At 47.4% G+C, this 25,993-nt stretch carries 23 protein-coding genes and 1 pseudogene; 13 read left to right on the top strand and 11 right to left on the bottom strand.

Annotation, left to right across the window (positions count from 1 at the left end):
* Nucleotides 1–163: 163 nt before the first annotated feature.
* The 7 genes from C8N40_RS20400 to C8N40_RS20370 all read right to left on the bottom strand — a co-directional run bounded on the left by C8N40_RS20400 (nucleotide 164) and on the right by C8N40_RS20370 (nucleotide 6,258).
* A complete protein-coding gene (locus C8N40_RS20400) occupies nucleotides 164–454 on the bottom strand; it encodes a hypothetical protein (RefSeq protein ID WP_108213666.1) in 291 nt (96 codons plus the stop codon).
* A gap of 448 nt (nucleotides 455–902) precedes the next feature.
* Nucleotides 903–1,841 (bottom strand): ArdC family protein, encoded by a 939-nt coding sequence (locus C8N40_RS20395; protein WP_108213665.1) that lies wholly within the window; start codon nucleotides 1,839–1,841, stop codon nucleotides 903–905.
* A gap of 246 nt (nucleotides 1,842–2,087) precedes the next feature.
* On the bottom strand, nucleotides 2,088–2,552 hold the full coding sequence (locus tag C8N40_RS20390; protein ID WP_108213664.1) for a JAB domain-containing protein: 465 nt from the start codon (nucleotides 2,550–2,552) through the stop codon (nucleotides 2,088–2,090).
* Nucleotides 2,553–3,723: 1,171 nt separating this feature from the next.
* Nucleotides 3,724–4,845, bottom strand: a complete 1,122-nt coding sequence (locus C8N40_RS20385; RefSeq protein WP_018480082.1) for a hypothetical protein — start codon at nucleotides 4,843–4,845, stop codon at nucleotides 3,724–3,726.
* Nucleotides 4,846–4,991: 146 nt separating this feature from the next.
* On the bottom strand, nucleotides 4,992–5,228 hold the full coding sequence (locus tag C8N40_RS20380) for a hypothetical protein (RefSeq protein ID WP_108213663.1): 237 nt from the start codon (nucleotides 5,226–5,228) through the stop codon (nucleotides 4,992–4,994).
* Nucleotides 5,225–5,848: a Fic/DOC family protein gene (locus C8N40_RS20375; protein WP_108213662.1), complete on the bottom strand. Its 624-nt coding sequence runs from the start codon at nucleotides 5,846–5,848 to the stop codon at nucleotides 5,225–5,227. The genes C8N40_RS20380 and C8N40_RS20375 overlap by 4 nt, the downstream gene beginning before the upstream one ends.
* On the bottom strand, nucleotides 5,848–6,258 hold the full coding sequence (locus C8N40_RS20370) for a hypothetical protein (RefSeq protein ID WP_108213661.1): 411 nt from the start codon (nucleotides 6,256–6,258) through the stop codon (nucleotides 5,848–5,850). Before C8N40_RS20370 ends, C8N40_RS20375 begins: the two co-directional genes overlap by 1 nt.
* 528 nt (nucleotides 6,259–6,786) lie before the next feature.
* Here C8N40_RS20370 and C8N40_RS20360 point away from each other — a divergent pair.
* On the top strand, nucleotides 6,787–7,041 hold the full coding sequence (locus C8N40_RS20360; protein WP_146173614.1) for a hypothetical protein: 255 nt from the start codon (nucleotides 6,787–6,789) through the stop codon (nucleotides 7,039–7,041).
* 553 nt (nucleotides 7,042–7,594) lie between these two features.
* Here the strand turns inward: C8N40_RS20360 and C8N40_RS20355 are convergent.
* The 4 genes from C8N40_RS20355 to C8N40_RS20340 form a co-directional block, all read right to left on the bottom strand.
* Entirely contained in the window at nucleotides 7,595–8,800 is a 1,206-nt protein-coding gene (locus C8N40_RS20355) for a DUF3800 domain-containing protein (protein ID WP_108213658.1), read from the bottom strand.
* An 83-nt stretch (nucleotides 8,801–8,883) separates the two neighbouring features.
* Entirely contained in the window at nucleotides 8,884–9,573 is a 690-nt protein-coding gene (locus tag C8N40_RS20350; RefSeq protein ID WP_108213657.1) for a recombinase family protein, read from the bottom strand.
* Nucleotides 9,574–9,829: 256 nt separating this feature from the next.
* Nucleotides 9,830–10,294: a hypothetical protein gene (locus tag C8N40_RS20345; RefSeq protein WP_108213656.1), complete on the bottom strand. Its 465-nt coding sequence runs from the start codon at nucleotides 10,292–10,294 to the stop codon at nucleotides 9,830–9,832.
* 121 nt (nucleotides 10,295–10,415) lie between these two features.
* The gene (locus tag C8N40_RS20340; protein WP_108213703.1) at nucleotides 10,416–11,408 is read right to left on the bottom strand and encodes an SDR family oxidoreductase; all 993 of its coding nucleotides are present in this window, start codon (nucleotides 11,406–11,408) and stop codon (nucleotides 10,416–10,418) included.
* 619 nt (nucleotides 11,409–12,027) lie between these two features.
* Here C8N40_RS20340 and C8N40_RS20335 point away from each other — a divergent pair.
* From C8N40_RS20335 to C8N40_RS20275, 12 genes and pseudogenes are all read left to right on the top strand, one after another.
* Nucleotides 12,028–13,536, top strand: a complete 1,509-nt coding sequence (locus tag C8N40_RS20335) for a vitamin K epoxide reductase family protein (protein ID WP_108213702.1) — start codon at nucleotides 12,028–12,030, stop codon at nucleotides 13,534–13,536.
* On the top strand, nucleotides 13,520–14,863 hold the full coding sequence (locus tag C8N40_RS20330; protein ID WP_108213655.1) for an amylo-alpha-1,6-glucosidase: 1,344 nt from the start codon (nucleotides 13,520–13,522) through the stop codon (nucleotides 14,861–14,863). Before C8N40_RS20335 ends, C8N40_RS20330 begins: the two co-directional genes overlap by 17 nt.
* A gap of 189 nt (nucleotides 14,864–15,052) precedes the next feature.
* Complete coding sequence (locus C8N40_RS20325) at nucleotides 15,053–15,292, top strand: hypothetical protein (protein WP_108213654.1); 240 nt, start codon at nucleotides 15,053–15,055, stop codon at nucleotides 15,290–15,292.
* Between the two features lie 278 nt (nucleotides 15,293–15,570).
* Nucleotides 15,571–16,323 (top strand): annotated as a pseudogene (locus tag C8N40_RS20320) (efflux RND transporter permease subunit).
* Between the two features lie 911 nt (nucleotides 16,324–17,234).
* Entirely contained in the window at nucleotides 17,235–17,471 is a 237-nt protein-coding gene (locus tag C8N40_RS20310; RefSeq protein ID WP_108213652.1) for a hypothetical protein, read from the top strand.
* A complete protein-coding gene (locus C8N40_RS20305; protein ID WP_108213651.1) occupies nucleotides 17,452–17,727 on the top strand; it encodes a DUF5676 family membrane protein in 276 nt (91 codons plus the stop codon). The genes C8N40_RS20310 and C8N40_RS20305 overlap by 20 nt, the downstream gene beginning before the upstream one ends.
* Nucleotides 17,728–17,790: 63 nt before the next feature.
* Complete coding sequence (locus C8N40_RS20300) at nucleotides 17,791–18,828, top strand: type II glyceraldehyde-3-phosphate dehydrogenase (RefSeq protein ID WP_108213650.1); 1,038 nt, start codon at nucleotides 17,791–17,793, stop codon at nucleotides 18,826–18,828.
* Between the two features lie 46 nt (nucleotides 18,829–18,874).
* Nucleotides 18,875–19,222: a DUF1622 domain-containing protein gene (locus C8N40_RS20295; RefSeq protein WP_025603926.1), complete on the top strand. Its 348-nt coding sequence runs from the start codon at nucleotides 18,875–18,877 to the stop codon at nucleotides 19,220–19,222.
* Between the two features lie 243 nt (nucleotides 19,223–19,465).
* A complete protein-coding gene (gene glgP, locus C8N40_RS20290; protein WP_108213649.1) occupies nucleotides 19,466–21,121 on the top strand; it encodes an alpha-glucan family phosphorylase in 1,656 nt (551 codons plus the stop codon).
* A 373-nt stretch (nucleotides 21,122–21,494) separates the two neighbouring features.
* Nucleotides 21,495–22,775 carry an efflux RND transporter permease subunit gene (locus C8N40_RS23350; protein ID WP_108213648.1) on the top strand — a complete coding sequence of 427 codons (1,281 nt, stop codon included), beginning with the start codon at nucleotides 21,495–21,497 and terminating at the stop codon, nucleotides 22,773–22,775.
* 1 nt (nucleotide 22,776) lies between these two features.
* Nucleotides 22,777–24,723, top strand: a complete 1,947-nt coding sequence (locus C8N40_RS23345; protein ID WP_108213647.1) for an efflux RND transporter permease subunit — start codon at nucleotides 22,777–22,779, stop codon at nucleotides 24,721–24,723.
* Nucleotides 24,724–24,737: 14 nt separating this feature from the next.
* Entirely contained in the window at nucleotides 24,738–25,991 is a 1,254-nt protein-coding gene (locus C8N40_RS20275) for a TolC family protein (RefSeq protein ID WP_108213646.1), read from the top strand.
* Nucleotides 25,992–25,993: the final 2 nt, after the last annotated feature.

The raw sequence follows: 25,993 nt of genomic DNA, 5'->3' as shown, positions 1-25,993 counted from the left end.
GGCGGCTCGAAATAAACTGCCCCTCATCCCATACAGCCTGCGCCCTGTCATCGATAGAAAGAATACTATTGAACTCATATAGATTCATAGGAGAACAAGCTAGAAGTTGAACAATAGAATAGTAGGCAATATAAAGCTTAGCATCTTATGCTTTGTAAAACTATTATTTAGTTGCTTCTTCAGCAGATGCCGATTTCTTGATTGTTTCGTGAAGTAAGGCAAAGAGCTTGATCGCATCTACATCCAGTAGTACCGCAAGGTCCAGCAATTCGCTTACACGAAATGAGCGGGGATCGTCAATCTTGTTTCGAAGTCGCTGGTTATTTATGCCTAGTGCTTTGGCCACGGGAGTATACGGTACGATATCAAACAGCTCAGTAAGTGAAGTCAGCTGTTGCTTTTCAAGCATACGCTTGCCTAGTTCAAACTTAGAGCTCTTGTCTTCTATCTGCATTATTCTATAATTAACGAATCCTGATGGCTTATCTTAAGCCAAGTATCTAAGAAATGACACTTACAAATATATACGTAACATATACAAATTAATACTAAAAGTATTTGACAAGTTTACTTTTATTCTTTCTCGACCTGTTACTTAAGAGCAATCAAGAAGGCAGAAGTAGGAGAGAGGAAGATGAACGCTTTAGAGGGCCACAAGCACCCATTATAGTATCCATTGAGTCTTTAACAAGACAGCAAGATAGGACCACAAAAAACGGCCATATTTGCTTTGAGCTGATTATACGGCAGACGCTTCACATAAAGCCTACACCCCAAAAGTAATCCCGCCGAAGGCGGGTCGCCATAGCAGGATTTCACCTTTCAAATTTCCGCAGTTAAATCCATCAGTATTGAAAATGAAAGATCTTGCCTGTTGTTACCAGGCAAGATCTTTCAAAAGGCTACGCTGCCACAGTTGGTTCTGCCGCCAGATTACTTTCTGCCTGTAGGTTTAGGATATAGCTGGCCGCTTTAAAAGCCTTTGTGCTTGCATAGATGATCATTGTCTTATCATCCTTAAATTTCTTCGCCCATCCCTGCAGGTAGGCTACCGAGTTTTCAAAAACCTCCGCTTTGATACCTGTAAAGGCATTGAGGAAACTTGCTCCCATCTCGGCTATGAGTTCCTCCTTAGAGTAATTTATGTCGCCAAACCGGGCCGCCTTCTCTTCGTCAGCAAAACGGTTAAGCCTGGTTTGATGGCCTGTGGAGTGAATCAGTTCGTGAAACAAAGTTGCGTGATAAGCCTGAGAGGAAACAAAGCTGCTCAGCTCCGGCATCTGTACCGTATCATTAAAAGGCGCATAGTAGGCCTGGGAGCCTCCGTGCAGAACGTTCGGGCGTGGCATAGGGTATTGATCAACCACCTCCTGACAAGCCTCTATTACCTGCAGTTCGGTACGCTCATGAACAGAAGGGAGGGTAAACTCTATTCCTTCCACTTGATCAATATTAAATACCGTCCAAATAAAGGGGACAAATCTTCTCTGGTACACCTCTTGTGTCTCTCCTGTAGTGCCATTACCCTCCCTAGTATCACTTTTGGCGTAAACTTTCCAGTAGATGATCTGTGTTCCTTTCTCTCCCTTCTTTACATACCCCCCCAGCTCTTTAGCCTGTTTATAGGTAAGAAAATAGGGCGTCTTAAAGCTTTTTTTATCAGTCAGGTAGTTCAGAAAGAAAGCATTGAAGCCTTCATAATAGCGGCCAGATATATAGTTTTTAGGCAATCCGTAAGATGTCCATGGCTTTCTCCAGAATACCTGGCCTTGCTCTAATTGCTCGATGACCTCATTTGTTACCTGATCTGCCAGTTGAATGAATTTTTCATACGCGCTCATAAATTTTAGCTTTAGAAGGTTAAACAAAACTCATATTAATATATACGTTTAGTATCTATTTAGTTACATTTAGTGTATATTAATTATCCACAAAATAGAGTTTTTATTTCCCCTTATGTTAGCGCTAAATTGCCTGTGTGCTATTGTAGAACAGGCATTGCTACAGAAAGAAAAAAAGGAAAACCCGCCGTCAGGCGGGCCGCTACGGTTGGTTTAACAGCCGAGATTTGAAAGAGTGAGGGACTTCTATAAAAGTCCCTCGTCTGCAAAAGAATAATAGCCCTCATTAGTAAGGATGATGTGATCCAGAACAGCAATATCAAGTAAGTTACCGCCCTCTTTAACCTTTTTTGTAAGGCTGATATCTGCACTGCTGGGCTTTAAGTTGCCCGATGGGTGATTATGGGCTAAAACGATCCCACTGGCATTGGCTTTGAGCGCAGCGACAAAGATAAGTTTCGGATCTGCCACCGTACCGGCCACGCCACCGGTAGAAACTTCAAATATTCCCAGCACTTTGTTTGCCCTGCTTAATAACATAACCTTAAATTGCTCGCGGAACTGTATGCTGCCTTCATCCCACAGCTGTAGGAAGAAAGTGTAACTGTCTTTAGAACTCGTAATCTGCGGGCGCTCGGAGGCCTTCACCTGGGGATGATAGCTCAGCTTTACCTCTGCAATCTGACTGACGGTTGTTGAAGTCTGTTCCATACACACAAAATTTAAAAGCGTTGACATAAAAGGTATATTAATATATACGATATGTATACAAAGAGTTACATTTCGTATATATATTTTTTTAAGCTTTTATATTTTTTATCAGCCCTGTGTAAAACTTCCCGTGGATGGTTGATTAACAAAATGAAACGCTAAGTATGTTAGCAAAAACAGGGGCTAAAAAGTCTGTTGCTTTCGTAATTGAGCAGAGTAACTTTAACAGGCAGCATCGCTTTCTCTTCCCTTTTGTTAATCTTTATTGTTCACGAACCCCTCGGACATTTCAAATTACTATATATAAGGAAGTATATAGAAGTATATATATTTAGTGGCAATACTTGAACGGCTGTACGGAATAGAGCCAATGGGGTACATTATCGGTGAGGCAATACTTGAATGACCAACTACTACTGAGGCAATACTTGAACAGCTTTGGAGAAGCGTGGCAATACTTGAACGGCTTGAGACAATACTTGATTAGGTAAAACAGTTACTGTTGAGGGAAGTAGCCAATTTGTGGCAATACTTGAACGACTTGAGACAATAATTGAATAGATTGTGGCAATACTTGAACGGCTCCAGCTACTGAGGCAATACATGAACGGCTCTGAAAGAGTGTGGCAATACTTGAACAGCAAAATTCTCTTGGCTCAAGAAGGTATCCATAAGGTAAAAGATCGATATGATACATTAAGCCCGCCGCTTCATATGGCTTGCAGTAACGCAACCTGTCAAGAGACCCTCAGAAAGAACGCCTGTGGCATGCTGGAGACATTCGCTAGGAGTTTCTATCATCATTATTCAAATGCCCTTGTAAGTCGCTGTACATTAGAGACAAATCGTTCCTGCGCATAATGTCGATTCTCTCCACATTGCACGTTATAGAAGAATTGGCTGCTCAGCTTGTTATACACTATTTCGGTGACTCTACCTTTTTGGTCACCTAATCCTGTGAGCGTACTGCTTACTTCTACATCTTCTCCAAGTTTGTATTTTGCAAAAGTCATATCTCATCCATATATTAGATTGGTTCTTTATGTTTTGTATGCGTGGCAATACTTGAATAGTAGGCTGGAACACTTCCTTAAAGCCCTTCCTGAGGCAACATACTGAGTTTTCATCTGGACTCTAGCTCTGCCCTGCGTGACAATACTTGAATAGCTTTTTAATTATCGTCGGAGAATAGACCTCCTCGAATAAGCTTTTTCGCCATTGCCAATGTGATATCCTTGTTGTGCACCTTAAAGTATGCTTTGCAAAGCTCATTTGCCTTGTGCGTCAGGTCCGCGTCCGAATTAGTCAGCCAACGCTGAAAAGTATCTTTCTCTCCTGTGATCTGGACATGGTTCCCATAGGTATGGTGGAAAAGATCTCGCATACGCTCCAGCAGGGCAATGTAAAAGTTATGATCCTCCTTCGCCTCCATTACCTCGTGGTATACGGAGAAGTCCAGACTAACCCAGTAGAGCTCCTGGTACTTTTTCGTTGGATCCCCCTGAACAAAGGTATAGTCGAAAGGCAGCTTTCCCTTCTCCCGAATGTAGTCCAGCACCCTCTTCACACTTTTTTTCTTAAACCGAGGTTCCTCTGACTCAATATGGGCAACCGAGGCCAACAGATCTATAGGCAACTTTGTGATGCGTTTACCCGAACTAAGCAGCTGGTGACGTGTCTTGTAAAGGAAAATGTACAGGCTCTTACGCCCGTCGCCGCCACGCCCTTTTCCTACATGCTTGTAGCCGTTGGTGTCAATAGTATAGTACCTGCGGAAAAACCCTTCCATAAGCTCATCCGATATTCGGACATCGTAAATCTTGATGGTGTTGGTGTGTCTGTCGATGCTAACCTTAATATCCTTGAGAATGGCAAAATTCTTCAGCTCTATCACCTTATCCTGATGCTTATACTCGTAGGAGCGAGAGAAGATGATGTTGTTGCTCAGCATGTGAAACAAGGCATAATCAAATGTTGTCTCAAACCTGTGACCGAAATATTCCGGCACTTCCGCTTTGGGGTTATTTTTGAACTTGGGGTGCACCTCACACAAGGTCTGCTTGTTACGCCCAGTCTCTTTGCAGAACTCTGAAAGCGTGAACCTCGTGAACCCGAAAAGGTCCTTTTTCATTTTCCTCGAAATGAAGACGATGAAATCTTTCACAATACCGGCATCTTCATCAAAGGACTTCTCAATGTCTCTGATGTTATCGGCTACGCTCCTGTCAATCCTACTCAGGAAGTAGGTCGGATCGCTTAAAAGGGCCTCAGAGGGTTTGTTCTCGTGTTGCATAAGTTACAAAAATACAGGTACGGATTGGCAACTCAGCCACTGGTACAGTCCTTCCTCCTCCTTATAAGGAACGGGTTGGTAAAAATCTTTGGGTAAGTTAATTTTTTTCAAAGTTAACAATGTACAAAATATAAATCTTTACAGAACTAGCCTTTCTCGATTCGGATGCTGTACCCAACCTTCTGCAGCGTTTCCTGGGTTTTGATAAGCCTTGCCAAAAAGGTTTGCCTATAGCTCCCCTTCCCACGGCCAACGCCTTCATCCAGCTCGGCCAACTTCTCCCAGGTTAGGTTTTTCTCCTTAAACATAGCCTTCACCTGTGCGCTGATGTGGGTCTTAGGATCACACGCTGCGCATGCCTCCCCTTGGTTAATCTCATTCATAGTTTGAACCTGATAGATTGCTTATTTGATAACTCGACAGGCTCGAGGGCCTCCTTAAACAGCGGGTAAAAAGGGGAGGGGCCTTTGTTTCCTGCAGCAAAAGAAGCCTGCTCTGCCTGTTGGTACTGCTGTGCCGAGACCTTGCGCCAGTCAATTTCATACCCCGCCTGTTGGGACAAAAGGGAAAAGAAAACCTTTAGTGTTCTGGTGTTACCCTCCCGAAAGGGGTGAATGGCATTCAGCTCCTCAAAAAAATAAGACCCTTTCAGTAGAAACTGCTCCCTGTCCAGCCCCTTTAAATACCCCGCTGCCTTCAGCTCCTGGAGTAAGTGGTTAGCATAGGGCTCAATCATACGTGGCGCGGCATGTACAGCATTGCCTTTGGAGATCATCACACTCCGGAGCTCCCCTGCCCAGGGATAGACGGTGCCAAATGTTTCCTTGTGGATCAGCTGCCAAAGCGCTAAATCAAACTTTAGCTGGCTGGCAAATTTACCAGGCAAAGCCAACACGTTATGTCTCCAGTGGGTAAGCTCTAGTTTGCTTAGCTTAGCTGCGTCCCTGATGTCAAAATGATTGATCAGCACACTGGTGCCAGGATAGCAGTACCTGTCGTTCATTACAGATACTTTAAGTTGAATACCTGAGTCATCTCCTCAGGCGTGATTTGCCCATTGATATACAGTTCGTCAAGCACCTTGTTGAGTTTCTCCTCCTCGTAGCCCTCGCAGGCAGCGATGTGGTTTGTCTGCCCGAGTTGCTCCCTCCGTTCCTGGCGAACTTTTTCCGATACCACAGGTCTGTCTCTGTACTGAGATAAAAGCTGCTGCACCTTCTGCTCCCTGACCTCCTGCTGTACTGATTCCAGACTTCTGATCAGTCCGTTGAAGTACTCAGCTATAGTCCTGTGATTGCGTTGGTTCGTGGCTTCTATGGCTTTGATAAAGTACATATCGTCCACGTTACTCTGGTCATAGTTTTCCAGTATGATCATGGTCCCGTTCTGCAAAATGCCTTTTACTCTGTTCATGCTAACTCAAGGTAATGCCTGTATTGGTATACGAAATAGTCTTATCAAATGTAACAATATATCGTTACATTTGCAAATAAAAACAAGCTTTGCTTCCGCTTCTGTTTCCAACTCCTGTATTATCACAAGACTGTTAATCACCAACATATCTAGATCCGAAGTCATCTATGGCAAGAAGCAGTTCATCAAAAGAGGCTCTATGGTTATGTAAAAAAGTTGATGTAAGCTAAAGGTAGCGGTATATTATTCTGTTGTTAAATCTAACAGTGATACCATGAACTGTAATTGCATTAGGGAAATCAAAGAGCAGGTAGAGCGGGAACTTATTATGAAGGGTAAGAAAGTTGTGAGGGTGACAGTGCCAACGGAACTTCTCATATGTGAGAATGAGAGAGGGGCGCAAGAAGTCAAGGCGGTGACATTCTCAGAGTTGCACGTTCAGCTTGAGGAGTTGGAACGACATCAGAAAGCCATCTTTATACATAGCTATTGCCCGTATTGTGGCACCAAAGTTCTGTGATACGGGATATGCCAGAGATAGCGCTAGACAAAAGTACCTTACCCAAAGATGGACAGCATGTCAAGTGGCTGGTATGGATAAATGACGTAGAGGCTATCTGGAAAGAAGGGGAGTACCTTGCAAAAGGGCAGCTGTTCATCAGAGGGCCATTTAATGGAAGTTACAGTTCATTATTAACTATAAGCGATGAAGACTTCGATTCCGCTTGGCACGTGCTGAGGTGGGAGGCTATGAACAGCAGCATCACAGTGCAAGGGAAGTAAGAAATATTTTCCAAGGGAGGTTTATGATCGTTAGTGTGTCCCTTGTTTCAAAGCAACAGAATCTACCACTTCATGATAGAGCCCTTGCGGTTTTGCCAGGATACTATACAGAGACATTTTTATTCTCAAGGAACTATAAAATCACATACCCAAAGAGTTGATCAATGTTCTGTGGGACCGCCAGACTAACTTCAAAATAGCGTTTATTGAGTTCATACTAATAAAATTGCTTGATACAGTTATTAAAAGGCAGTCAGACTTGATAGCTAAGCCTCTTTGTCAAACCCCACAGCTTCCAGAAATAAGGCGAAGAAAGTCTTCCTCATAACACGAGGAAATCATTGCACCAATAAATCTTAAGCTATTATTAGGCCACTAGCATTATGCATTATAGTCAAGTATCTAAATAACAGAAATAAATAATACTTATTATATATGGCTCAATATTTAATACCTAATAATTATTATTCATTACCTATTAAATATTAATTATGCGTTTTGTCTCTGGTCTTGATGATAGTCACTGAACATAAGTAACTATATTATATGAGCCTTATCTAAACGAAAGACTTTGCTGAGCCTCCATTAATGAAGCATGCTTCTCCTTATCCAGTGTTTTGATCAACTCATGCAAAAGCGAATAAGCAGAGTTTGATTGAAGCAGATCTACCTCCTGCACACTATTCATCATTAACTTTCGGTTACAGATATTGATGCGGTTAAGCATCGGAACAATGCTGTTGAGGTAGCGGTTATAGAAGCCAGCAATATCTTCCACGCCGTCAGGAAGCTTATAGCCTGACTTACCTTGGATACTTGCGATTAGCACCCCGTTGTCGCGCAAGTGCTGGACACAAACCCGCAGCTGCTGCTCCGAAAAGGCCGGAAATCTCCTTTTCATCTTTTCGATGATTTCCCGTTTCTCGATGAGGCGGTCAGGAGCGGTGCGGAACATCAGGTACAGGTACTGCAACACGGCAAGCGCCTCCTCCGAAAGACTGTTTCTGCCAGAGAGTGCCTCTTGTGCGGACTCCGAGGCTATTCTTCGTATAAGGTGGTTCTTCTGCCGGTCTTCAGGGGTAGGGGAGAGGAGATAGTCTGTTCTTTCAAAAGGGAAAAAATCAATGAAAGTACGGTCGTGCAGCAGATCGAACAGGGCGGATGCCTTTTCGTGGCTGTGACTGGTGCAGTAAATCTTGCCCAGGCAGCCAGAAAGAAAATCTGCCAGCTGCACCAGGGGCTCCTCTGCCTTGTCCTCCACCAGGCGGTAAGAGCGCTCCGGCGTAAACAGATCCCGCTGGATGACCTTGGTTTCAATGAAATGGTGCAGGCTGCGCCGAAACTCTGGCCAGCCAAGCCGATCGGCATGGATAGAGAAGGCAGTGAAGTTTTTGGGAAACTGCTTGAGAAAGATCCGGTTGAAGTATTTATAGAAGACATCATTTTGATCAAAACCCGCTCCTTCCAGCTTGCTCTTGTTGATGACCATTCCCAGCACCACGAAGTCCAACTGGCGCAGTTCCCTTAATACCTCCAGTCTTTTCCGGAAGCCCTTCTCATCATTGGGAATACGGCTGGACTTGATGGGTTGGCCTTGAAAGAAGCGGCGACTAATTGTCTCCCTTAGCTGCCGGGCCTGCTCCAGCTTCGTCTCATCCAAGAGAACAGCTGTCAGCACAAAGTGAGAAAAAGTACCAGCTTTATCCAGGTTCAGGCTGGCGTTTCCGAATTCGTCCAGGAAAATATGTACATGCTGCATAAAAGGAGTTTAGGGTGATAACTCTTATACCACATAAGATACAAAAGATGAAGCACTTTCAATATAAATATAGCAAACCTAAACTACTCTGGTGAGGTGAGGGCATCCGTTTGAAGCTGCCCTTGTCGGATGTGCAGCCGCTGAACGGTGATGGCAAAGAACTTCTTCCCCCTTCGGGTGGTGAAACCATGGCTGTTGAGCCGGTCAGCAATTTGCTGATAGGTCATACCCTTTTCCCGATACATCTGGATCAGTTCCGTGGCCTGCCGGTTGGCTTTGTGCGAAGCCGCGTTCTCCTGCCGCACCTGAAGCCCTTTCGTTCGGGCACCATGAGTCAGGTTCTCGGGCGTACCTAGGGCAAAACCCTGTAGCTTCTTTTGCTGGAGCGCGGCCCGCGTCCGGGTGCTGATCAGCTCCCGCTCGTGCTGGGCCAATACGGCGAAGATTCCAATGGTCAGGGTATTGGCATCGGGCATGTCCACGGCTAGAAAATCTACATGGCTGTCACGCAGCTTAAAGATAAACCCGGCATTACGACTGAGGCGATCCAGCTTGGCGATCAGCAGCTGGGCCTGCTCCCCCTTGGCCAGGGCGATGGCCGCCTCCAGCTCCGGCCGGTCGTTGCGCTTGCCGCTCTCCACCTCGATGTGCTCGGCCAGCAGTGTGTCGCCGGCCTTCAGGAAACCTTTCACCATCTCGCGCTGTGACTCTAGGCCCAGCCCGCTCTGGCCTTGCTTCTTGGTGGAGACCCGGTAGTAGGCCACGTACTTCATCTTCGCTACTCCTTATTATATATAGGTGAAACTCGGGGGCAAAGATAGCTATAACATTTTATAATCGTCCGTTTGTAAAATGTTATAACTGCATAAATGGCGCATTCGTTTGTAATTCTCCTCCCAAAAAGGAAATCAAGTTGAGGAACGGAGGAGGTGCTTAGCTTTTACAGTATATTTTTTATTGCTTTCTCAGCTTTTACAGAACACCTTGATAAAAGGAATATTTTACACCTAGTCTGGGTCCTGTGTGGCGCTACCTTTCAGCCTTGACTGTGGCTAAGGTAATGTGGTAAGTAAGCACGGGCAACAACATTAGTTGAACAAGAGGCGAAAGTCCTATTCCTAACTCAGGCACCACTGGCATGCGGGGAGTGTACTCCCATGCTCCTGTTTTAAGGGCCCACAGCTCGAAGCCTACAGCAAGGACACCCGCAATTAAAGCAGCAACAGCATACCGTGTTTTGCGGTTACGCCTCGGCCAGTAGAGGTCTTGATAGATAAGGGTAAGCAGGAGATACAACAGCAGAACCACTAACCCGTCAATCACAGCGGCAACAAAGCAGATCCAAAAATGCTCCACAAAGTCACCGTAGCCATCATACAGAAAGGCCTGCGCATTCTCCCATACCAAGTTCAACCCAAAACCTACTAAAAGTGTCCACACAGAGAGCTTGACAACACTCTTCCACCTTATATTACCATAACACTGCTCATCCATGATCGACAGATGTGTATTCTATGAGTGCGGCTAGATAATTCCAAACTATTAAAAATGCTGTCAATTTTGAATCCACCCTCTACAGGTTTGCACACATAAAGTTGCCGTGGCTGCGCCTCCATTAGGTGCTCTTCAACCACTTCCCAAACAAGACGATAGCTCCAACTGCTACTGCAGCGGACAATATTTCCTTACGGTGAAGGCTTGCCCACAACTGCGGACTAAAATTTGTAGCTTGGCTACCGAATAGACCATGTGCACCATGATCACCTGGTAACGGTTCCCATAAATTGTGTTTTCTGCTAGGATCTTCAGGTTCGTCGGTCTGCTGACCTTTGTAGCCGTTTTTAGCCAATACATAGTCTGCAAACCAAGGTGCAATTTTGTTCCCTACAATTGCCTGCAGTGTTGGCCAACCAACATTTATCTCTCGTCTGTCATGCTCTGCGGCGTAAAGTACAGCCTGTGCGGCCACTTCAGGCTGATAAATCTTTCCCATTGGCCTAGGCTTATGAGGGATCCTGCTTTTTACAAAGCCAAACTGGGTGGTATTCATAGCGGGCAACTGTACCATAGTAGCCTGCACCTTGCTTTTATCGTGCAGCAGCTCAGTCCGTAGCGAGTCAAAGAACCCCTCCACAGCATGTTTTGAACCACAATACGCTGACTGAAGGGGAATACCTCTGTAAGCCAGGGCAGAGCCCACCAGCACAATCTTGCCTTTGTTGCGGGGCTGCATGCGCTTAAGTGCCGCTAAAGTGCCATACACCTGACCAAGATACGTTACTTCGGTAACTCGTTTATATTCTATTGGCTCCATTTCTTTGATAGGACTAAACACGCTGTTCATAGCGTTGTTTACCCAAACGTCAATGGGCCCAAGGTGCTCCTCTGTTTTAGCAGCGGCTTCTTCGACAGCACTCGCATCTGCGGCATCTACTTCGAAGTAAATGGCTTTGCGCCCCATGGCTTCAATCTCTTTTTTAGCTCCTTTTAAACCTTCTAATCCTCTAGCCAGAAGTGCCACGTCATAGCCGTTATTCCCGAACGCGCGTGCAATGGCTCTTCCAAGGCCAGCCGACGCACCAGTTACCACAGCTACACCGCGATGCATTATAGCTCCATTATTACTTGAATTCACACCTTTATTTATTTGATGGTTAACTACTTAAAATTTTAAGTAACTACGCCTGATTGTTAAGATGAGTTTAAAAGGAACAACCTTATACACGCTTGTGAAGCTAACTATCTTTATTTGAGAGTAGCACCTAAACAAACCATAAAACATTGTGTAATATAACTTTGCAAGCTCCATAAGTAAGAAACTGGAAAGCAATTTTTTGATCAATCCAATGAATATGCAACAACCACAAAAAATATGTAAAACTAAACTGCAATGTGCTTTGTAAAACCAATGGTGTAAGTAGAACTTCACATGCTTTAGTTAGTATCCAAATTGCCAAGTGGTTAAGCAAAAAAAAACGCGCAGAATGGGTACTGTACAGGTATCTTGTAGCGGTGGGACTGCTAATCTGCTTTAGTCCTCCAAACAGCAGCAGTTGCTTGGCCTTTTGTAGTGATTGCATGTGTACTGCTACAGACGGGTACCTTACTAGTATTTGTACAAGTATGTCTTCTTAAAGAGAACTATGGAAACAAACAAACACAAGAACAGTAATAACGGCAGCGAGGAACACAAAACTGGGATGGGCATGCGTGGCATCACACGACCTATGGCCGAAAGTGGGACACGCCAGCACAACCAGGAAATGCACCATCAGGGCGATGGAAAACAGGAGAACCACATGCAGGAACATGGGAAAAAGCATGGTATGGAGATGACAAGGGAAATGCGAGAGAAGATGCTGCACATGCACCACATGCAGACGCTGTGGGTGTATTGGATGATCATCATCCTTGGCTGCTGGGTTCTAGTTTCGCCACTCACCTTCGACTACGGAATCGGTACTGTGCAGCCATCTGGTGGCAGAAGCGTGTGGCTTAGCCTGGAGCAGCGTATTGCCTTTATGAAGTGGAGCGACATCATCAGCGGTGCTTTGCTTATTTTCTTCGGGTGGCGTGGGCTAACTCCTAACCGCCCCGTTAGCCTTTGGGTTTGCTGCTTTGTAGGCATTTGGTTAACAATGGCACCAATCCTTTTTTGGTCACCAACGGCTGTTGCGTATCTTAACGATACTCTGGTGGGGGCACTAATCATTGCCTTAACCATACTTATACCCGGTATGCCCAATATGATCATGTATATGAAAATGGGCCCCGACACACCTCCCGGCTGGAGTTACAACCCCTCCAGCTGGCCGCAGCGCTGGATAATGATGGTGCTGGGCTTTATTGGTTGGGTGGTATCACGGTACCTGGCAGCTTTTCAACTGGGCTATATTGATTCCGCCTGGGATCCTTTCTTTGGGGAGCAAAGCGAGCAGGTACTAAACTCTTCCATGTCGCATTCGATGCCTATCTCGGATGCTGGGTTGGGTGCAATCGCCTACACTTTTGAGTTCCTGATGGGCTGGATGGGCGCACCCTCGCGTTGGCGTACTATGCCATGGATGGTGGCCGTGTTTGGCATCCTCGTGATCCCGCTGGGGTTGGTGCACATCTTTTTGGTTATCAGTCAGCCTGTAATGGTAGGAGCTTGGTGTACCTTCTGTCTGCTGGCCGCTGCCATCATGCTGCCAATGATCCCGCTGGAAGCAGACGAAGTAATTGCTATGGGGCAGTTCATGAAAAGAAAGCTGGATCAGGGTGAAAACTTTTGGAAAGTGTTCTGGAAGGGCGGCACCATTGAGAGCGAAGAAAAAGATGAGGCTCCAGACATGATGAAATTCCCACAGAAGCCAGGTAAAGTCTATAGCGCCTCTATTTGGGGAGTAAGCTTTCCATGGACTCTGTCTCTTGCTAGTCTTTTAGGAGTAGCCTTGGTGTGCGCTCCTGGTATTTTTGGTGTAAGCATACAAGAAACGGTGGCCGACGTTTTCCACCTGAGTGGCTCACTCGTAGTGGTGGTGTCTGTGATATGTATGGGAGAGCCTTTGCGTATAGGACGTTATGGCAATGTGTTGTTAGGACTTATCGTGGCAGTTATGCCTTGGTTTCTGGATAGCAGCCCTACCGTTTTAAGTATAACAGGTATAGTGTTAGGCCTTGCCGTGGCTGCCCTGGCACTGCCTCGTGGACCTAAAACACAGCGCTATGCAGGGTGGGATGAGTACATCAAGTAAGAGAAAAAACGCTGATGACCAAGGGGTGCTCTCCGATGAGGAGATCAGGGCACAGGTGCGTGACGTGCTGTACCGGAATATGATCAGTGGCCAGCGAGCAGGTTTCACTTATCACTTCACGAAGCCTTCTCCGGGAACCTACCCCTTTCAGTACTTCTGGGACACCTGCTTTCACGTCTTTACGCTCACTGCCTTGGGTGAGGTGGAGATGGCAAAAGAGCACGTACAAAGCCTTTTTGAAATGCAGCGGCCAGATGGCTTTATTGGCCACATGAACTACTGGAAGCGTCTCTGGCCTGGCCGTATTACGGACTTCCTGCAGCTGATGCCGCGGGACGTGCTGCATTTCTACAAGCCCCACATGTCTGCGCTCGTACAACCGCCTATTGTGGCGCAGGCCGTCCTCCGGATTTACCAGCACAACCAGGATCTCGCTTTTGTAAAGCAGCTGTTGCCGAAACTTAAAAGGTACTACAGGTGGCTGGCGCAGAACCGCGATTTTGAAGGGGAGGGGCTTCTTTCTATTATCACACCTTTTGAGTCTGGTATGGACTGGAAGGCCAGCTACGACCCTTTGCTAAAATTCACGAAGGGAAAAGCTGGTCCCCAGCTTTTCTGGAAAGTGCTGCAAGTAGACGCACATAATTTCCTGAAAGGGTACAGCCTGCCCCGCCTCTACAAAAGCAATAGGTTTATCGTAAAGGATACTGCCTTCAACACCATCTATGCGCAAAATCTGAAGGCTATGGCAGAACTATGCCAGTTGACGGGGGAAGAGGAGGAAACTCATTACCTGGTATTAGCAAAGCAGACGGAGAGAAGTATACTCAACCACATGTATGATGAGGAAGACGCTGCTTTCTATGACCTGCATGGACATCATTTCAAGAAGCTACGAGTGCGCACAGGTACTATCTTTTTCCCGGTCGTGCTCAAAAGTGTGCCGGATGAAGTGTGCCGAATCGTGTTGGAAAGGCACCTGTTGCAGAAGGACGGCTTTCATGTCCCTTTTCCGATTCCGTCGCTCGCTGTTGACGAGCCGGCCTTCAATCCCAACGGCTCACTCTATATCTGGCGTGGGCCCACCTGGGTGGTGTTCAACTGGTTCATGCAGGGCTACTTGCTGGAGAAGGGCTATCAGAAGGAAGCCCGGGAGTTGCTACTGAGTGTGAAGCGGCTGATCACCAAAAGCGGCTTCAGGGAATACTACAATCCTTTTACAGGGGAGGGGCACGGGGCGGAGGACTTTACCTGGTCGGGCTTAGTAGTGGACATGATCAACAGAGAGAATGAGGACGAAGGCAGAGGTATGAGGACGTCCCAATAACCTTTCATGGAGGCACTGAAACCAATGCGGCAGAGGTAGGTGGGCTGAAAACTTGTTTAAATAAAAAGGGAAGGGACATTTCATACTACTAACTGTATATAGGCTTAGTTGGACAGCAATAACACCTTTAAAGAGCCTGATAGAAACGGAAGGAATCACTATACATTGATACTAAAAGCACTAATAACTATGGAATTACTAAAGTTTAGAACAAACGTAGCGGATCAGGAAGCACTAACCAAGGTAGCTCATTATTTGAATAAGGAAGAAAAGATAAGCAAGTGGAACCTTGATACAGAAAGCACAGACAAGGTACTCAGCGTGTCAGGCACAGAACTGAACCCACAGGTAATCGAAAACGCAGTGGAGCAGGCAGGGTATAAAGCTGAGCTTATCCGCATAATGGGCATAAGTGGAGGAGACTTATAACTGAATCAACAAAAGGTGATTACGGACATCATAATTTAAAATCAATGGCTCTACTTATTCTCTTATAAAGTTAAGTAAGGTTTTGTCTTTTTGTGGTAACTAGCACAGTGGCGTGGCATGTAAATAGCTGTGCTTCCACAAAAATTACCTCAACTAAGGAGGCCTGTGCAAATAAGGCGGGAACGTTTGTCCACAGGATGAAGCTACGTTACAAATGACCGCTCTCGTAGCAGAAAGCAAACGTAAAAGATACTGGAAAGCTACAGGACAACCACACAATTTATTCCCAAGCCCAGGTAACTTATCCGCTTGTGTCCAACCTGCAAGGTATATCGCGCATCAAATCCGTACGGGCTGCCTCCATGTTCGGCATGAGCTTCATTTTTGTGTTTTTTCAGGATGAGGAGGATATTTATTGGGCACATACCCGGGTGCTGGAGCGGCTTAACTATGCTTAACGCTTTCTGCCTCCCGGCATTTCACCAAGGCTCGGGCCTAATGGCACCGGCCTTGGTCATGTATATTTGTACACGTTGGAAGCCCCGGGTTATAACTTGGGAGAGCTCCGTGCCCTGCAAGACTGGTACATCAAATTTACCCTGCAAAATACCGAAGGTGTAAGCGAAGTAGCTTCTTTCTGTGGCTTTCAGAAACGTTACCAGATCAATATCGACCTACATAAACTGGTTTATTATGGTATTCCGCTGATGGAGGTAACGAATGCCATTGCTAGCAACAACCGCGCTGTAGGGGGCAGCATATATGAGATCAATGCCAGCGGCTACCTGGTGCGGGGGCTTGGGTATATCACCGATATAAACGACATCAAAGACATTGCCGTGGGCACCTATAAATCTGTCCCGATCACGATAAACGATGTGGCGTCGGTGCAGGTAATAGGAGACTTACGGCTGGGCATCGCAGACCTGAACGGAAAAGGCGAGGTGGTCGGTGGCATCGTCATTCGTAGGTACGGGAAAAATGCCCAAGTCTTAATAGACCGCGTGAAGACAGGATTAACAGAGATTTAAAAAAGCTTGCTTCCCAGAGTGATGTTTAAAGTAGCTTATAACCATAGTGATCTGATTGATGGAGGGAAGAGGCTCTTGGGCTGATACGTTTGTAACCCATAGCCACCCTTTTACCTACTGGCTCTAAGCAACACGCTATTACCTTAAATATATAAAATTGTGAGGCAAATATATAAAACCAACAAGTATATTTTATGTATAAAAATTTGTACAAATAGCCTAGCATTACATGGTTATAGAGTAAAGACTTGGCTTCTTCATTATTGTAAGAACGACACTGTGAGAACGGGTGTACTTCTTCAAGTGCTGAACTCGTATAATTTATACATAACTACTTTTCAATGAGTGCGACCGACAAAAAACGCTACACACTGAATAAGTTGTATAAGGAACATAATTTGCAGCCTGTGTCAGAAAGTAATCAAGCAAGTGTTTAAGGGACTTGGGACCAGGTAGAGGAAGTCCAGCTAGGTAAATCCGTTACTTGTTTACAGTCTAGTGGAGAAGCTAAGGAAGCAGTAGAAAAATACTGGAAGCAACAGTTTTAAGTCATAAAGGACCCTCATACACTTATAACAGAAAGGATACAGTTGGCACTTGCCCAACACGTCAGACAAGAGTTCCCTGGTGAGGGTAGCGATGTTAAGATTCCAGCCTTCTTATTGAAAAGCTTAGTGGTAAATTATAACAAGTTTAGTAAGATACATACGCGTGTCTTTGGGCAAACTATTGGAAGGTACGCAGTTCTGATAAGGATGGAGAGAGCCAAGGAGTCAGATGTCAGGGCAGAAAGGAGACCACTGCAGACACAGGGTTAGAAGGCAGTACGTGATAAAGGATTGATGGAGCATGTACGGCATACCCACTTAAGAAACAGTAGTCACAACCTATAAACCTATAGCAGAATACTTATGAAAAACCACTGGATATGGATGGCAATAGGCTGTCTTTTGCCTTTGCTGCTGATCTTTCTGGCACCAGCTCTGGGGTTGGGCGGCAACATTTCCCTTTTCGTTTTTATTCTGGTCATGTTCGCCTGTCATTTGCTGATGCCGATGCACGGAGGGCATAACCATCAGCAGGACAGTAATGGCCACAGCACAAAAATTACCAAACCAAATAGAAATCATGAACAGCATCAACATTAAAAAGTTTGGCTTGGCTTGTGGAATAACGGGTGCAATTAGTTACGTGGGGTGTATCCTGTTAATGGCCACGGTGGGGTATAAGGGGACGGTTAGTTTCTTTAATAGCTTGCTTCATGGGCTAGATGTTTCATCTGTAATCAGGATGGATGTCCCCTTCTGGGAAGCCGTTATAGGGATTGTGGAAATTTTTATTATTTCCTGGCTCTTAGGTGCCTGCATTGCGGCTATATATAATGTTAGCCTCAGGAGTTCATGAGCGTTCGGCATGCCCCTGTAAAGCAAAGTGAAAACAAACATATTTCTTTAATCTTTTTGAGCAATGAAAGAAAAAGTAAGAGTAGCAGTGAACGGGTATGGTGTTATCGGCAAACGGGTGGCCGATGCCGTTCGTCTGCAGGACGACATGGAGCTGGCTGGCGTCTGTGACGTGGTTTCTGACTGGCGTATTAAAGTGGCCTTGCAAAGAGGCTACCCGGTTTACGCCTTCGACAGCCCGGCTCAGGAAAAAATGGAGCAGGCTGGTATTGAGGTGCGCGGCACGTTGGCAGGCATTCTGAAGGCCTGTGATGTGGTGGTGGACTGCACCCCAAAAAAGGTAGCGGCCCAGAACATAGATAAGTATAAAGCGGCAGGGCTGAAGTTTATCGTGCAGGGGGGCGAGAAACACGAGACAACAGGCCATTCCTTTAGCGCCGAAAATAACTACGACACCGCCCTGGGGCGCGAGTCCACCCGGGTGGTGTCGTGCAACACTACTTCCATTATCAGAACCTTGACAGCCCTGAAAAAGGCAGGCCTGCTGCAGAAGGCGCGGGGCACCTTGCTGCGCAGGGCAACAGATCCCTGGGAGAGCCACCTGAATGGCATCATGAATACACTGGTGCCGGAGCCGGAGATACCCAGCCACCAGGGGCCGGACGCGCAGAGCGTGGACCCGGACTTAGACGTGATCACCGCCGCGGTGAAAGTGCCGGAGACACTCAGCCACTTGCACTACTGGAACGTGCAACTCACCAAAGAGGCCAGCAAAGAAGAAGTGCTGCAGGCTTTCAGTAACTCCACCCGCATTGCCATGATCAACTATGCCAACGGCCTTTCGGCCAACAACACGGTAAAAGAACTGATGCTGGGACTGGACCGTCCTTACGGCGACATGTATGAGGTGGCGCTGTGGCAGGACATGCTGAAAGTAGTGGGGAATGAGCTGTTCTACGCCTATCTGGTCGACAACCAGGCCATCGTGATCCCTGAAACGATAGATGCGATCCGGGCGCTGACAAGGCTGGAGGAAAATGCACAGGCCTCCATACAAAAGACCAACGCTGTCCTGGGGGTACGGCAGGGGGCTTTAATTTGAACACAGAGGAGCTGTTAGTGATCAAAGCTACCTTAGGAAAAGGCGAATGAGACTGGATACGTTTAACTCAATAGCGATTGCGATTAGTGTGGCAGGAAGTGGCGTCATTATATATGGCACACTTTTGACCCTTTTCCGTTTTATAAAAACGGAGATGCGCTTCTTTCATGACGCTACCGCTGTTATGGTGAGGCAGGAGCGTAACCGTTCCCGCCTGTCAGCTTACCTGTTGCTTGGGCTTGATTTCATGCTGGCGGCCGACATTATCCACACGATCCATGACCCAAGTTTGAATGAGCTCTATGTTTTGGGGCTCATTGTAGTGATCCGATCCGTGATCAGTTTCTTTCTCCTGAAGGAGATAAAAGAGTCCATAAGTATCGGTAAAAGCTGAGCCATTTATTTACATGCTATACCCATACGGGCGCGGCTAGTGGGGAGCGGCTCCATATAACCTTTGCCATCAGCGCAGCGCTTTTCAAAATATTTTCATTATGAAATCACTTAACCGAGGAATACCCTGATTAGGCACAAGGCCTTTTTAAAGCAGGCTACTCCGCAGTATACCGTTTGGTATTGAATAAGAATTGCCAGAGAAGCCAACTTCTTCAGGCTGATGTCCCATTATAAAATAGCTATGACTGATTTTAAAAAGGAGCTACATCCTTACACATATCCTGCCGCTTACCAGAAGCGTGTGGCTTACTTCTCGATGGAATACGCTATTGAGCAATTCCTCAAGATGTATAGTGGAGGGTTGGGTTTTCTGGCTGGCTCACATATGCGGAGTGCCCACCATTTGAAGCAGAACATGGTGGGGATAGGCATTTATTGGAAATACGGCTACTATGATCAGGTACATAAGTCAGACCAGACCATGGACGTTTTGTTTCTGGAAAAGATATATTCCTTTCTGCAGGAAACAGACATTCAATTTGAGATTAACATCAACCATACCCCTGTTCAAGTAGGTGTTCTATACCTTCCACCACACGTTTTTAATACTGCTCCTGTCTTCTTCCTGACTACTAACTTGGCCGAAAATGATTACCTGGCTCAGACTATTACGCATAAGCTTTATAACTCGAATCAGGAAGCCAGAATCGCTGCAAGTATCTTACTTGGGGCAGGAGGGCATAAATTGCTGGAGATCTTAGATCTTGCCCCGGATGTGTACCACCTAAACGAGGCGCACGCACTGCCGCTGGCTTTCTCTTTGTTTCATAAATACAGGAATTTAGACGAGGTAAAGAAACGGTTAGTGTTTACTACGCATACACCCGAAGCAGCCGGGAATGAGAAAACGGACATACGGTTGCTGGATAAAATGGGCTACTTTACCTACCTGCCTTTAGAGGAGGTAAGACACATCACAGGCATAAACGGGGACACATTTGATCATACATTGGCTGCCTTACGCTTAGCCCGAAAAGCAAATGCTGTTTCCAGAATGCACGGAGAGGTAGTTCAAACGCTTTGGGGCGGTCACCCGGACATTTGCCCTGTCACTTATATCACAAACGCACAAAGCTACGCTTATTGGGCAGACCAGGATCTGTATGACTGCCTGCAGCAAGGGGACCACGAAAAGCTGTTTCTAAGGAAGCGGCAGCTTAAAAAACAACTTCTTGAGGTAGTAGCCGATCAAACAGGTGATTTGCTGGATGAAAACGTCTTCACAATCGTGTGGGCACGGCGCTTTGCAGCCTATAAACGGGCAGACCTGATAATGGAAGATGTGGCCCGTTATGAAAGAATGATAACTGACCCCGAGCAACCTGTTCAGGTAATATGGGCAGGGAAGCCCTACCCAACGGATTATGCTGCCGTTTCTGTGTTCGACCGGTTGGTACATCATAGTAAAAAGTATCACCATTGCTCTGTACTGGTGGGGTATGAACTCAAACTTTCAAAGCTCCTGAAACAGGGGGCAGACCTGTGGTTGAGCAATCCTCTGGTAACGCATGAGGCGTCGGGCACAAGTGGCATGTCAGCTGCCATGAACGGGGCAGTTTTGCTATCAACTGCCGATGGTTGGGTGCCTGAGTTCGTGCGGCATGGCATAAATGGGTTCATGGTGCCTCCCGTAGACCCAACGCTGCCATGGCATGAGCAAAACAAGATAGACGCAAGCAATATAATGGATACACTTGAACACGATATTCTGCCATTATACTACAACCAACCAGAGAAGTGGTTATCGATCATGAAAAATAGCATGCAGGACATTCTGCCTTATTTTGACTCTGATCGGATGGCCCAGGAATACTACGAAAAGTTGTACAATACTTAAGACACAGGCTGTATTTATACCTTTCTGGTAAAAAACTGGATTTAAATCACTGAAACCCGTAAGTATTACTAAAGTCGTGGATCCACAATGAGAAATTTGTTGATGCCCGACTGATTAGATTGACTGCTTTAAAAACTCATAGGGAGTCCATGATTTTAAATGGTCTTCCGGCAAGTATGAGCCGCTTAAGGCCTGTTTTCCGTGAAGAAGATGATAAAGGTCATAGCATTTGATGCTGTATGTCATTTATTTGGAGATATGACTAACATAGTTTTACAATAGGGATTTATATATGCTACCATCTGCTTACAGGTTGGCGTGAGTAATGGTACTTTGTGAACCATCTATCAGAACAGTATATCAACATGAATTTATGATAGAGAATCTTGTTTCCTGGTCTATTCGCAACCGCTTCTTTGTATGGCTCGGCATAATACTAGTGGCGGTGGGCGGGTTTTATTCCATCAAAGAGACCCCGGTAGACGCCTTGCCCGACCTTTCCGAGAACCAGGTGATTATCTACACGGAGTACATGGGGCGGAACCCTAAGATCATGGAAGACCAGATCACCTACCCGTTGGTCTCCAACCTGCAGGGAATCCCCAAGATCAAGTCCATTCGTGCCGCTTCCATGTTCGGCATGAGTTTCATTTTTGTGGTATTTCTAGATGAGGTGGACGTGTACTGGGCCCGTACCCGCGTGCTGGAGCGCCTCAACTATGCCCAGCGCTTCCTGCCGCAGGGAGTCACCCCGACCCTGGGACCGGACGGGACAGGCCTGGGGCATGTGTTCTGGTACACGCTGGAGGGCGACGGTTATAACCTGGGAGAGTTGCGGGCCCTGCAGGACTGGTACGTGAAGTTTGCGTTGCAAAATGTGGAGGGCGTGAGCGAGGTCGCTTCGTTTGGAGGCTTTCAGAAACAGTACCAGGTAACCATTGATCCGCACAAGCTGGTGTATTACGACGTGCCTTTGATGGACGTTACCCGGGCGGTTGCTGCCAACAACCGCGATGTAGGGGGCAGTCTATTTGAAATGAACGCCACCAGCTACCTGGTCAGGGGGCTGGGTTACATCTCCAGCCTGGAAGATATACAGGAGATATCCATTGGCACCTATAAGTCTATCCCTGTACGCCTGAACGACGTGGCTGATGTGCAGATGAGCACTGATCTGCGCTTGGGCATCACGGAAGAGAACGGGGAAGGCGAAGTAGTTGGGGGCATTGTGGTGATGCGCTTCGGAGAGAACGCCCGGGATGTGATTGAACGGGCCAAGCTGAAGATGAAGGAAGTGGAGAAAGGGCTGCCGGCAGGGGTGAAGTTCAAGACAGCCTACGACCGCAGCGACCTTATCCTGGCCTCCATCAATACCCTGACGGAAGCGCTTTGGCAAATGATCCTGATCGTGTGCATTGTCGTGATCCTGTTCCTGTTCAGCTTTCGAAGCGGCATGGTGGCTATTATTTGTATCCTGCTCTCGGTGCTTATCGGCTTTATCCTGATGAGGCTGTTCGGGGTTACCTCCAACATCATGTCGCTGGGAGGCATTGCGCTGGCTATCGGGGATGTGGTGGATCCGGGGATTGTCATGGCAGAGAACGCCTACCGGTCTCTCACCAAACGGGTTCTGGGCACCGAAACAGGCAGTTAGTATGGCAGCATCCGAAGAAAAACGAGTGAAAGAGCGTATCGGCCACACAAACGAGATCCCGGAAGAGGAGCGCGTGTCCATTATCGAAAACTCTTCCCGTACCCTGGGGCGGTCCGTCTTCTTTTCGGTCCTGATCATGATTATCTCCTTTGCGCCCATTCTGTTCCTGACGGGCCAGGAAAGGAAGCTGTTTACGCCCCTGGTGCTTACCAAAACATTCTCGCTCATTGGTGCTGCCATGCTTGCCATCACGGTAGCCCCCATGCTCACGCGCACCCTGATGAAGTGTAAGCTCATACCGGAAAGCCGCAACCCTGTCTCCAATTTCTTTGTCAGGTTATACAGGCCTGTTGCCCGCTTTTGCCTGGAGTGGCGCAAAAGTGTGCTGGCTGCCTGCGTTGTCCTGTTGATGGGCAGTGTCCCCTTTGTGATCAACCTCGGCACGGAGTTCATGCCCCCGCTGGACGAAGGCTCCCTGTTGCTGATGCCCGTTACGTTGCCGGATGTTTCCAATTCGGAAGCCAAGCGCATCATGCAACTGCAAGACAAGATTATTAAAGGCTTTCCTGAGGTGGAAAACGTGCTGGGCAAGGCCGGGCGTGCCTACACGGCTACCGACAACGCACCCATCAGCATGATCGAGACCATTATCGTGCTGAAGCCAAAGAACCAGTGGCGGGATGGCCTTACCAAGGACATGCTCATCCGGGAGATGAACGAGAAGATCCAGATACCCGGGGTGGTGGTGGGGTGGACACAGCCCATCATCAACCGGGTAAACATGCTGTCTACCGGCATCCGCACCGATGTGGGCATCAAAATATATGGCAGCAACCTGGACAGTATTTATGCCATTTCCCGGCAGGTGGAGAGCACCATCAAAGGCATAGAAGGCCTGGAAGACCTGTACGTGGAGCAGCTTACCGGCGGGAAGTACCTAGACATACAGATCCGGCGCCCTGACATAGCCCGCTATGGGCTGAATGTGGATGACGTGAACATGGTAATCGAAAGTGCGCTGGGCGGCATGGTGCTCACCACTACCGTGGAAGGGAGGGAGCGTTTCAGCGTAAACCTGCGGCTGGCGCAGGAGTACCGCAACGACCTTGACGAGATCAGAAGGATTCCGGTGCAAACGATGGCCTATGGGGTAGTGCCGCTCTCCGCCGTCGCCGACGTTAAGGTTTCCGAGGGGCCGCCCATGATCAACTCCGAGAATGCCATGCTCAGGGGAACGGTGCTCTTCAACGTGCGGGGCAGGGATATGGGCAGCGTGGTGCATGAGGCGAAGAAAAAGATAGACGAAGCCTTTAAGAAAATGCCCCAGGGGTACTTTGTGGAGTGGAGCGGCCAATACGAGAACCAGGTGCGGGCACAGCAGCGCCTCAGCATCATTATTCCCATCGTGCTGCTGATCATTGCGTTTATACTTTACATCACCTTCCACTCCTTTAAATGGGTGCTGGTGGTGCTCATCAGCGTGCCGGTAGCGCTTGTCGGCGGGGTATACTCGCTATACTTCTACAATGTAAACTTCTCTGTGGCGGTGGCGGTGGGCTTTATCGCCCTGTTTGGCGTGGCTGTAGAGACAGGTGTGCTGATGATCGCCTACCTGAACGACACCATCCGGAAACTCGTGGCAGAAAGAGGCAATGGCCGGCAAAACATCAGCTTCCCCATACTTAAAGAAGCTGTTCTGTTTGGCGCCACCCAACGGGTACGGCCGCTGCTGATGACCGTGCTGGCGAACATTCTCGGACTGATACCGGTGCTAGCCTCCACCGGTACGGGCAGCGATGTCATGAAGCCCATTGCCATCCCTTTCGTGTTTGGGTTGATGTCCGCCACGCTCTTTGTCCTGATCCTGCTGCCGGTCATCTATAATCTGCTGATGGAGTGGGAACTGAAGAAGCGGGGGGCCTTGTCCGTGCTGGATATGGAGGAATAGCAAAAGATACGGGTATGAAAAGGATAAGCTTGTTGTTAATTGGCCTTTTGGTTGCCGTCGCCTCCCTTAGGGCGCAGGACACGGTGCGTCTTTCCTTGCCACAGGTCTTTGAACATATTGATGAAACGTACCCACAGTTGCGCCTCTACCAGAACAGGGTAAGAAGCGTCAGGGCCCTGGCCGAGGGGGCAAAAAGCTGGATGCCGCCCACTGTTTCGCTGGCCCTGGACCAGTTCCCGTACCGAAAGGAGATGGTGGAGACTATGCCGGTTAACCTAGCGGGCTATATGGTGTCAGTGCAGCAGATGATCCCCAACCCGGCTAAGCTCAATGCCCGGAAAAGCTATATCCTCTCGCAGGAGAATGTCTTGCGGCAAGAAGAGAAATGGGCAAAGAATGTGCTGCACTATACGGCACGTGTTTACTATTATCGCCGTTACACAGCCGAAAAAAAGTTAGTGGTAGTAAGCGAATACAGCGACCTGCTGAGGATGCTTATCAAAACAGCAAAGGACAGGTACGTCTATAATCAGGCTGACCTGCCCACGGTGTTCAAGGCAGAAGCACTGTTGAGCGAACTGAACAATATGGAGACTATGCTACGGTCGCAGGTGGCGGAGAGCAGTATTGGCCTTAACACGTTGATGAGCCGGGATGTGAACACTCCTTTTACAATCGATTCGGCCTTGCAGCCAACCAACTACCAAAGCGATTTTGCGTTATTGGCAGACTCCTCCTTCCTGAAGCGGAGCGATATTCTGGCCGTTGAGAACCGTATCCAGTCCATGCGCAGCAACCAGCGTTTGATGGCTACCGGCGCCAGGCCCGACTTTGGTATTCAGCTCAGTCACAGCCAGATGAAGGAAATGCCGAACTCGTTTTCTATTATGGGCATGGTAACAATACCAATTGCCCCCTGGTCATCGCGGATGTACAAGTCTGAAGTACGCTCTATGGAGTTTGAGATACAGGCCATGGAGAATGAAAAAGCCACCATGCAGCTGATGGCCAATCAAATGATCCGTGAGCGGATCACCATGCTCGCCTACGAAACCCGCCAGTTGCAGAATTACGAGACCGCCATTATACCGGCGTACCGCAGCAACCTGGAAAGCAACCTGCTGGCTTACAGGCAGAACACCGGTAATTTTTTTGTGCTGCTGGACGCCTGGAACATGCTGCTGATGAAAGAACTGGAACGCATCGATAAGCTGGGGCAGGTATTTAACCTGCAGGCTGAGTATGAATACCAACGGGAAATCAACTAGGG

This window comes from Pontibacter mucosus (assembly GCF_003054055.1).
GTDB lineage: Bacteria > Bacteroidota > Bacteroidia > Cytophagales > Hymenobacteraceae > Pontibacter > Pontibacter mucosus.
Note: the sequence above shows the minus strand (reverse complement) of the source record. Positions and strands in the feature narration are given on the sequence as shown.

Excerpts from the sequence above, each read along its gene's own strand:
- C8N40_RS20400 (WP_108213666.1), bottom strand. The coding sequence starts at position 454 with ATGCAGATAGAAGACAAGAGCTCTAAGTTTGAACTAGGCAAGCGTATG.
- C8N40_RS20395 (WP_108213665.1), bottom strand. The coding sequence starts at position 1,841 with ATGAGCGCGTATGAAAAATTCATTCAACTGGCAGATCAGGTAACAAAT.
- C8N40_RS20390 (WP_108213664.1), bottom strand. The coding sequence starts at position 2,552 with ATGGAACAGACTTCAACAACCGTCAGTCAGATTGCAGAGGTAAAGCTG.
- C8N40_RS20385 (WP_018480082.1), bottom strand. The coding sequence starts at position 4,845 with ATGCAACACGAGAACAAACCCTCTGAGGCCCTTTTAAGCGATCCGACC.
- C8N40_RS20380 (WP_108213663.1), bottom strand. The coding sequence starts at position 5,228 with ATGAATGAGATTAACCAAGGGGAGGCATGCGCAGCGTGTGATCCTAAG.
- C8N40_RS20375 (WP_108213662.1), bottom strand. The coding sequence starts at position 5,848 with ATGAACGACAGGTACTGCTATCCTGGCACCAGTGTGCTGATCAATCAT.
- C8N40_RS20370 (WP_108213661.1), bottom strand. The coding sequence starts at position 6,258 with ATGAACAGAGTAAAAGGCATTTTGCAGAACGGGACCATGATCATACTG.
- C8N40_RS20360 (WP_146173614.1), top strand. The coding sequence starts at position 6,787 with ATGCCAGAGATAGCGCTAGACAAAAGTACCTTACCCAAAGATGGACAG.
- C8N40_RS20355 (WP_108213658.1), bottom strand. The coding sequence starts at position 8,800 with ATGCAGCATGTACATATTTTCCTGGACGAATTCGGAAACGCCAGCCTG.
- C8N40_RS20350 (WP_108213657.1), bottom strand. The coding sequence starts at position 9,573 with ATGAAGTACGTGGCCTACTACCGGGTCTCCACCAAGAAGCAAGGCCAG.
- C8N40_RS20345 (WP_108213656.1), bottom strand. The coding sequence starts at position 10,294 with ATGGATGAGCAGTGTTATGGTAATATAAGGTGGAAGAGTGTTGTCAAG.
- C8N40_RS20340 (WP_108213703.1), bottom strand. The coding sequence starts at position 11,408 with ATGCATCGCGGTGTAGCTGTGGTAACTGGTGCGTCGGCTGGCCTTGGA.
- C8N40_RS20335 (WP_108213702.1), top strand. The coding sequence starts at position 12,028 with ATGGCCGAAAGTGGGACACGCCAGCACAACCAGGAAATGCACCATCAG.
- C8N40_RS20330 (WP_108213655.1), top strand. The coding sequence starts at position 13,520 with ATGAGTACATCAAGTAAGAGAAAAAACGCTGATGACCAAGGGGTGCTC.
- C8N40_RS20325 (WP_108213654.1), top strand. The coding sequence starts at position 15,053 with ATGGAATTACTAAAGTTTAGAACAAACGTAGCGGATCAGGAAGCACTA.
- C8N40_RS20310 (WP_108213652.1), top strand. The coding sequence starts at position 17,235 with ATGAAAAACCACTGGATATGGATGGCAATAGGCTGTCTTTTGCCTTTG.
- C8N40_RS20305 (WP_108213651.1), top strand. The coding sequence starts at position 17,452 with ATGAACAGCATCAACATTAAAAAGTTTGGCTTGGCTTGTGGAATAACG.
- C8N40_RS20300 (WP_108213650.1), top strand. The coding sequence starts at position 17,791 with ATGAAAGAAAAAGTAAGAGTAGCAGTGAACGGGTATGGTGTTATCGGC.
- C8N40_RS20295 (WP_025603926.1), top strand. The coding sequence starts at position 18,875 with ATGAGACTGGATACGTTTAACTCAATAGCGATTGCGATTAGTGTGGCA.
- glgP (WP_108213649.1), top strand. The coding sequence starts at position 19,466 with ATGACTGATTTTAAAAAGGAGCTACATCCTTACACATATCCTGCCGCT.
- C8N40_RS23350 (WP_108213648.1), top strand. The coding sequence starts at position 21,495 with ATGATAGAGAATCTTGTTTCCTGGTCTATTCGCAACCGCTTCTTTGTA.
- C8N40_RS23345 (WP_108213647.1), top strand. The coding sequence starts at position 22,777 with ATGGCAGCATCCGAAGAAAAACGAGTGAAAGAGCGTATCGGCCACACA.
- C8N40_RS20275 (WP_108213646.1), top strand. The coding sequence starts at position 24,738 with ATGAAAAGGATAAGCTTGTTGTTAATTGGCCTTTTGGTTGCCGTCGCC.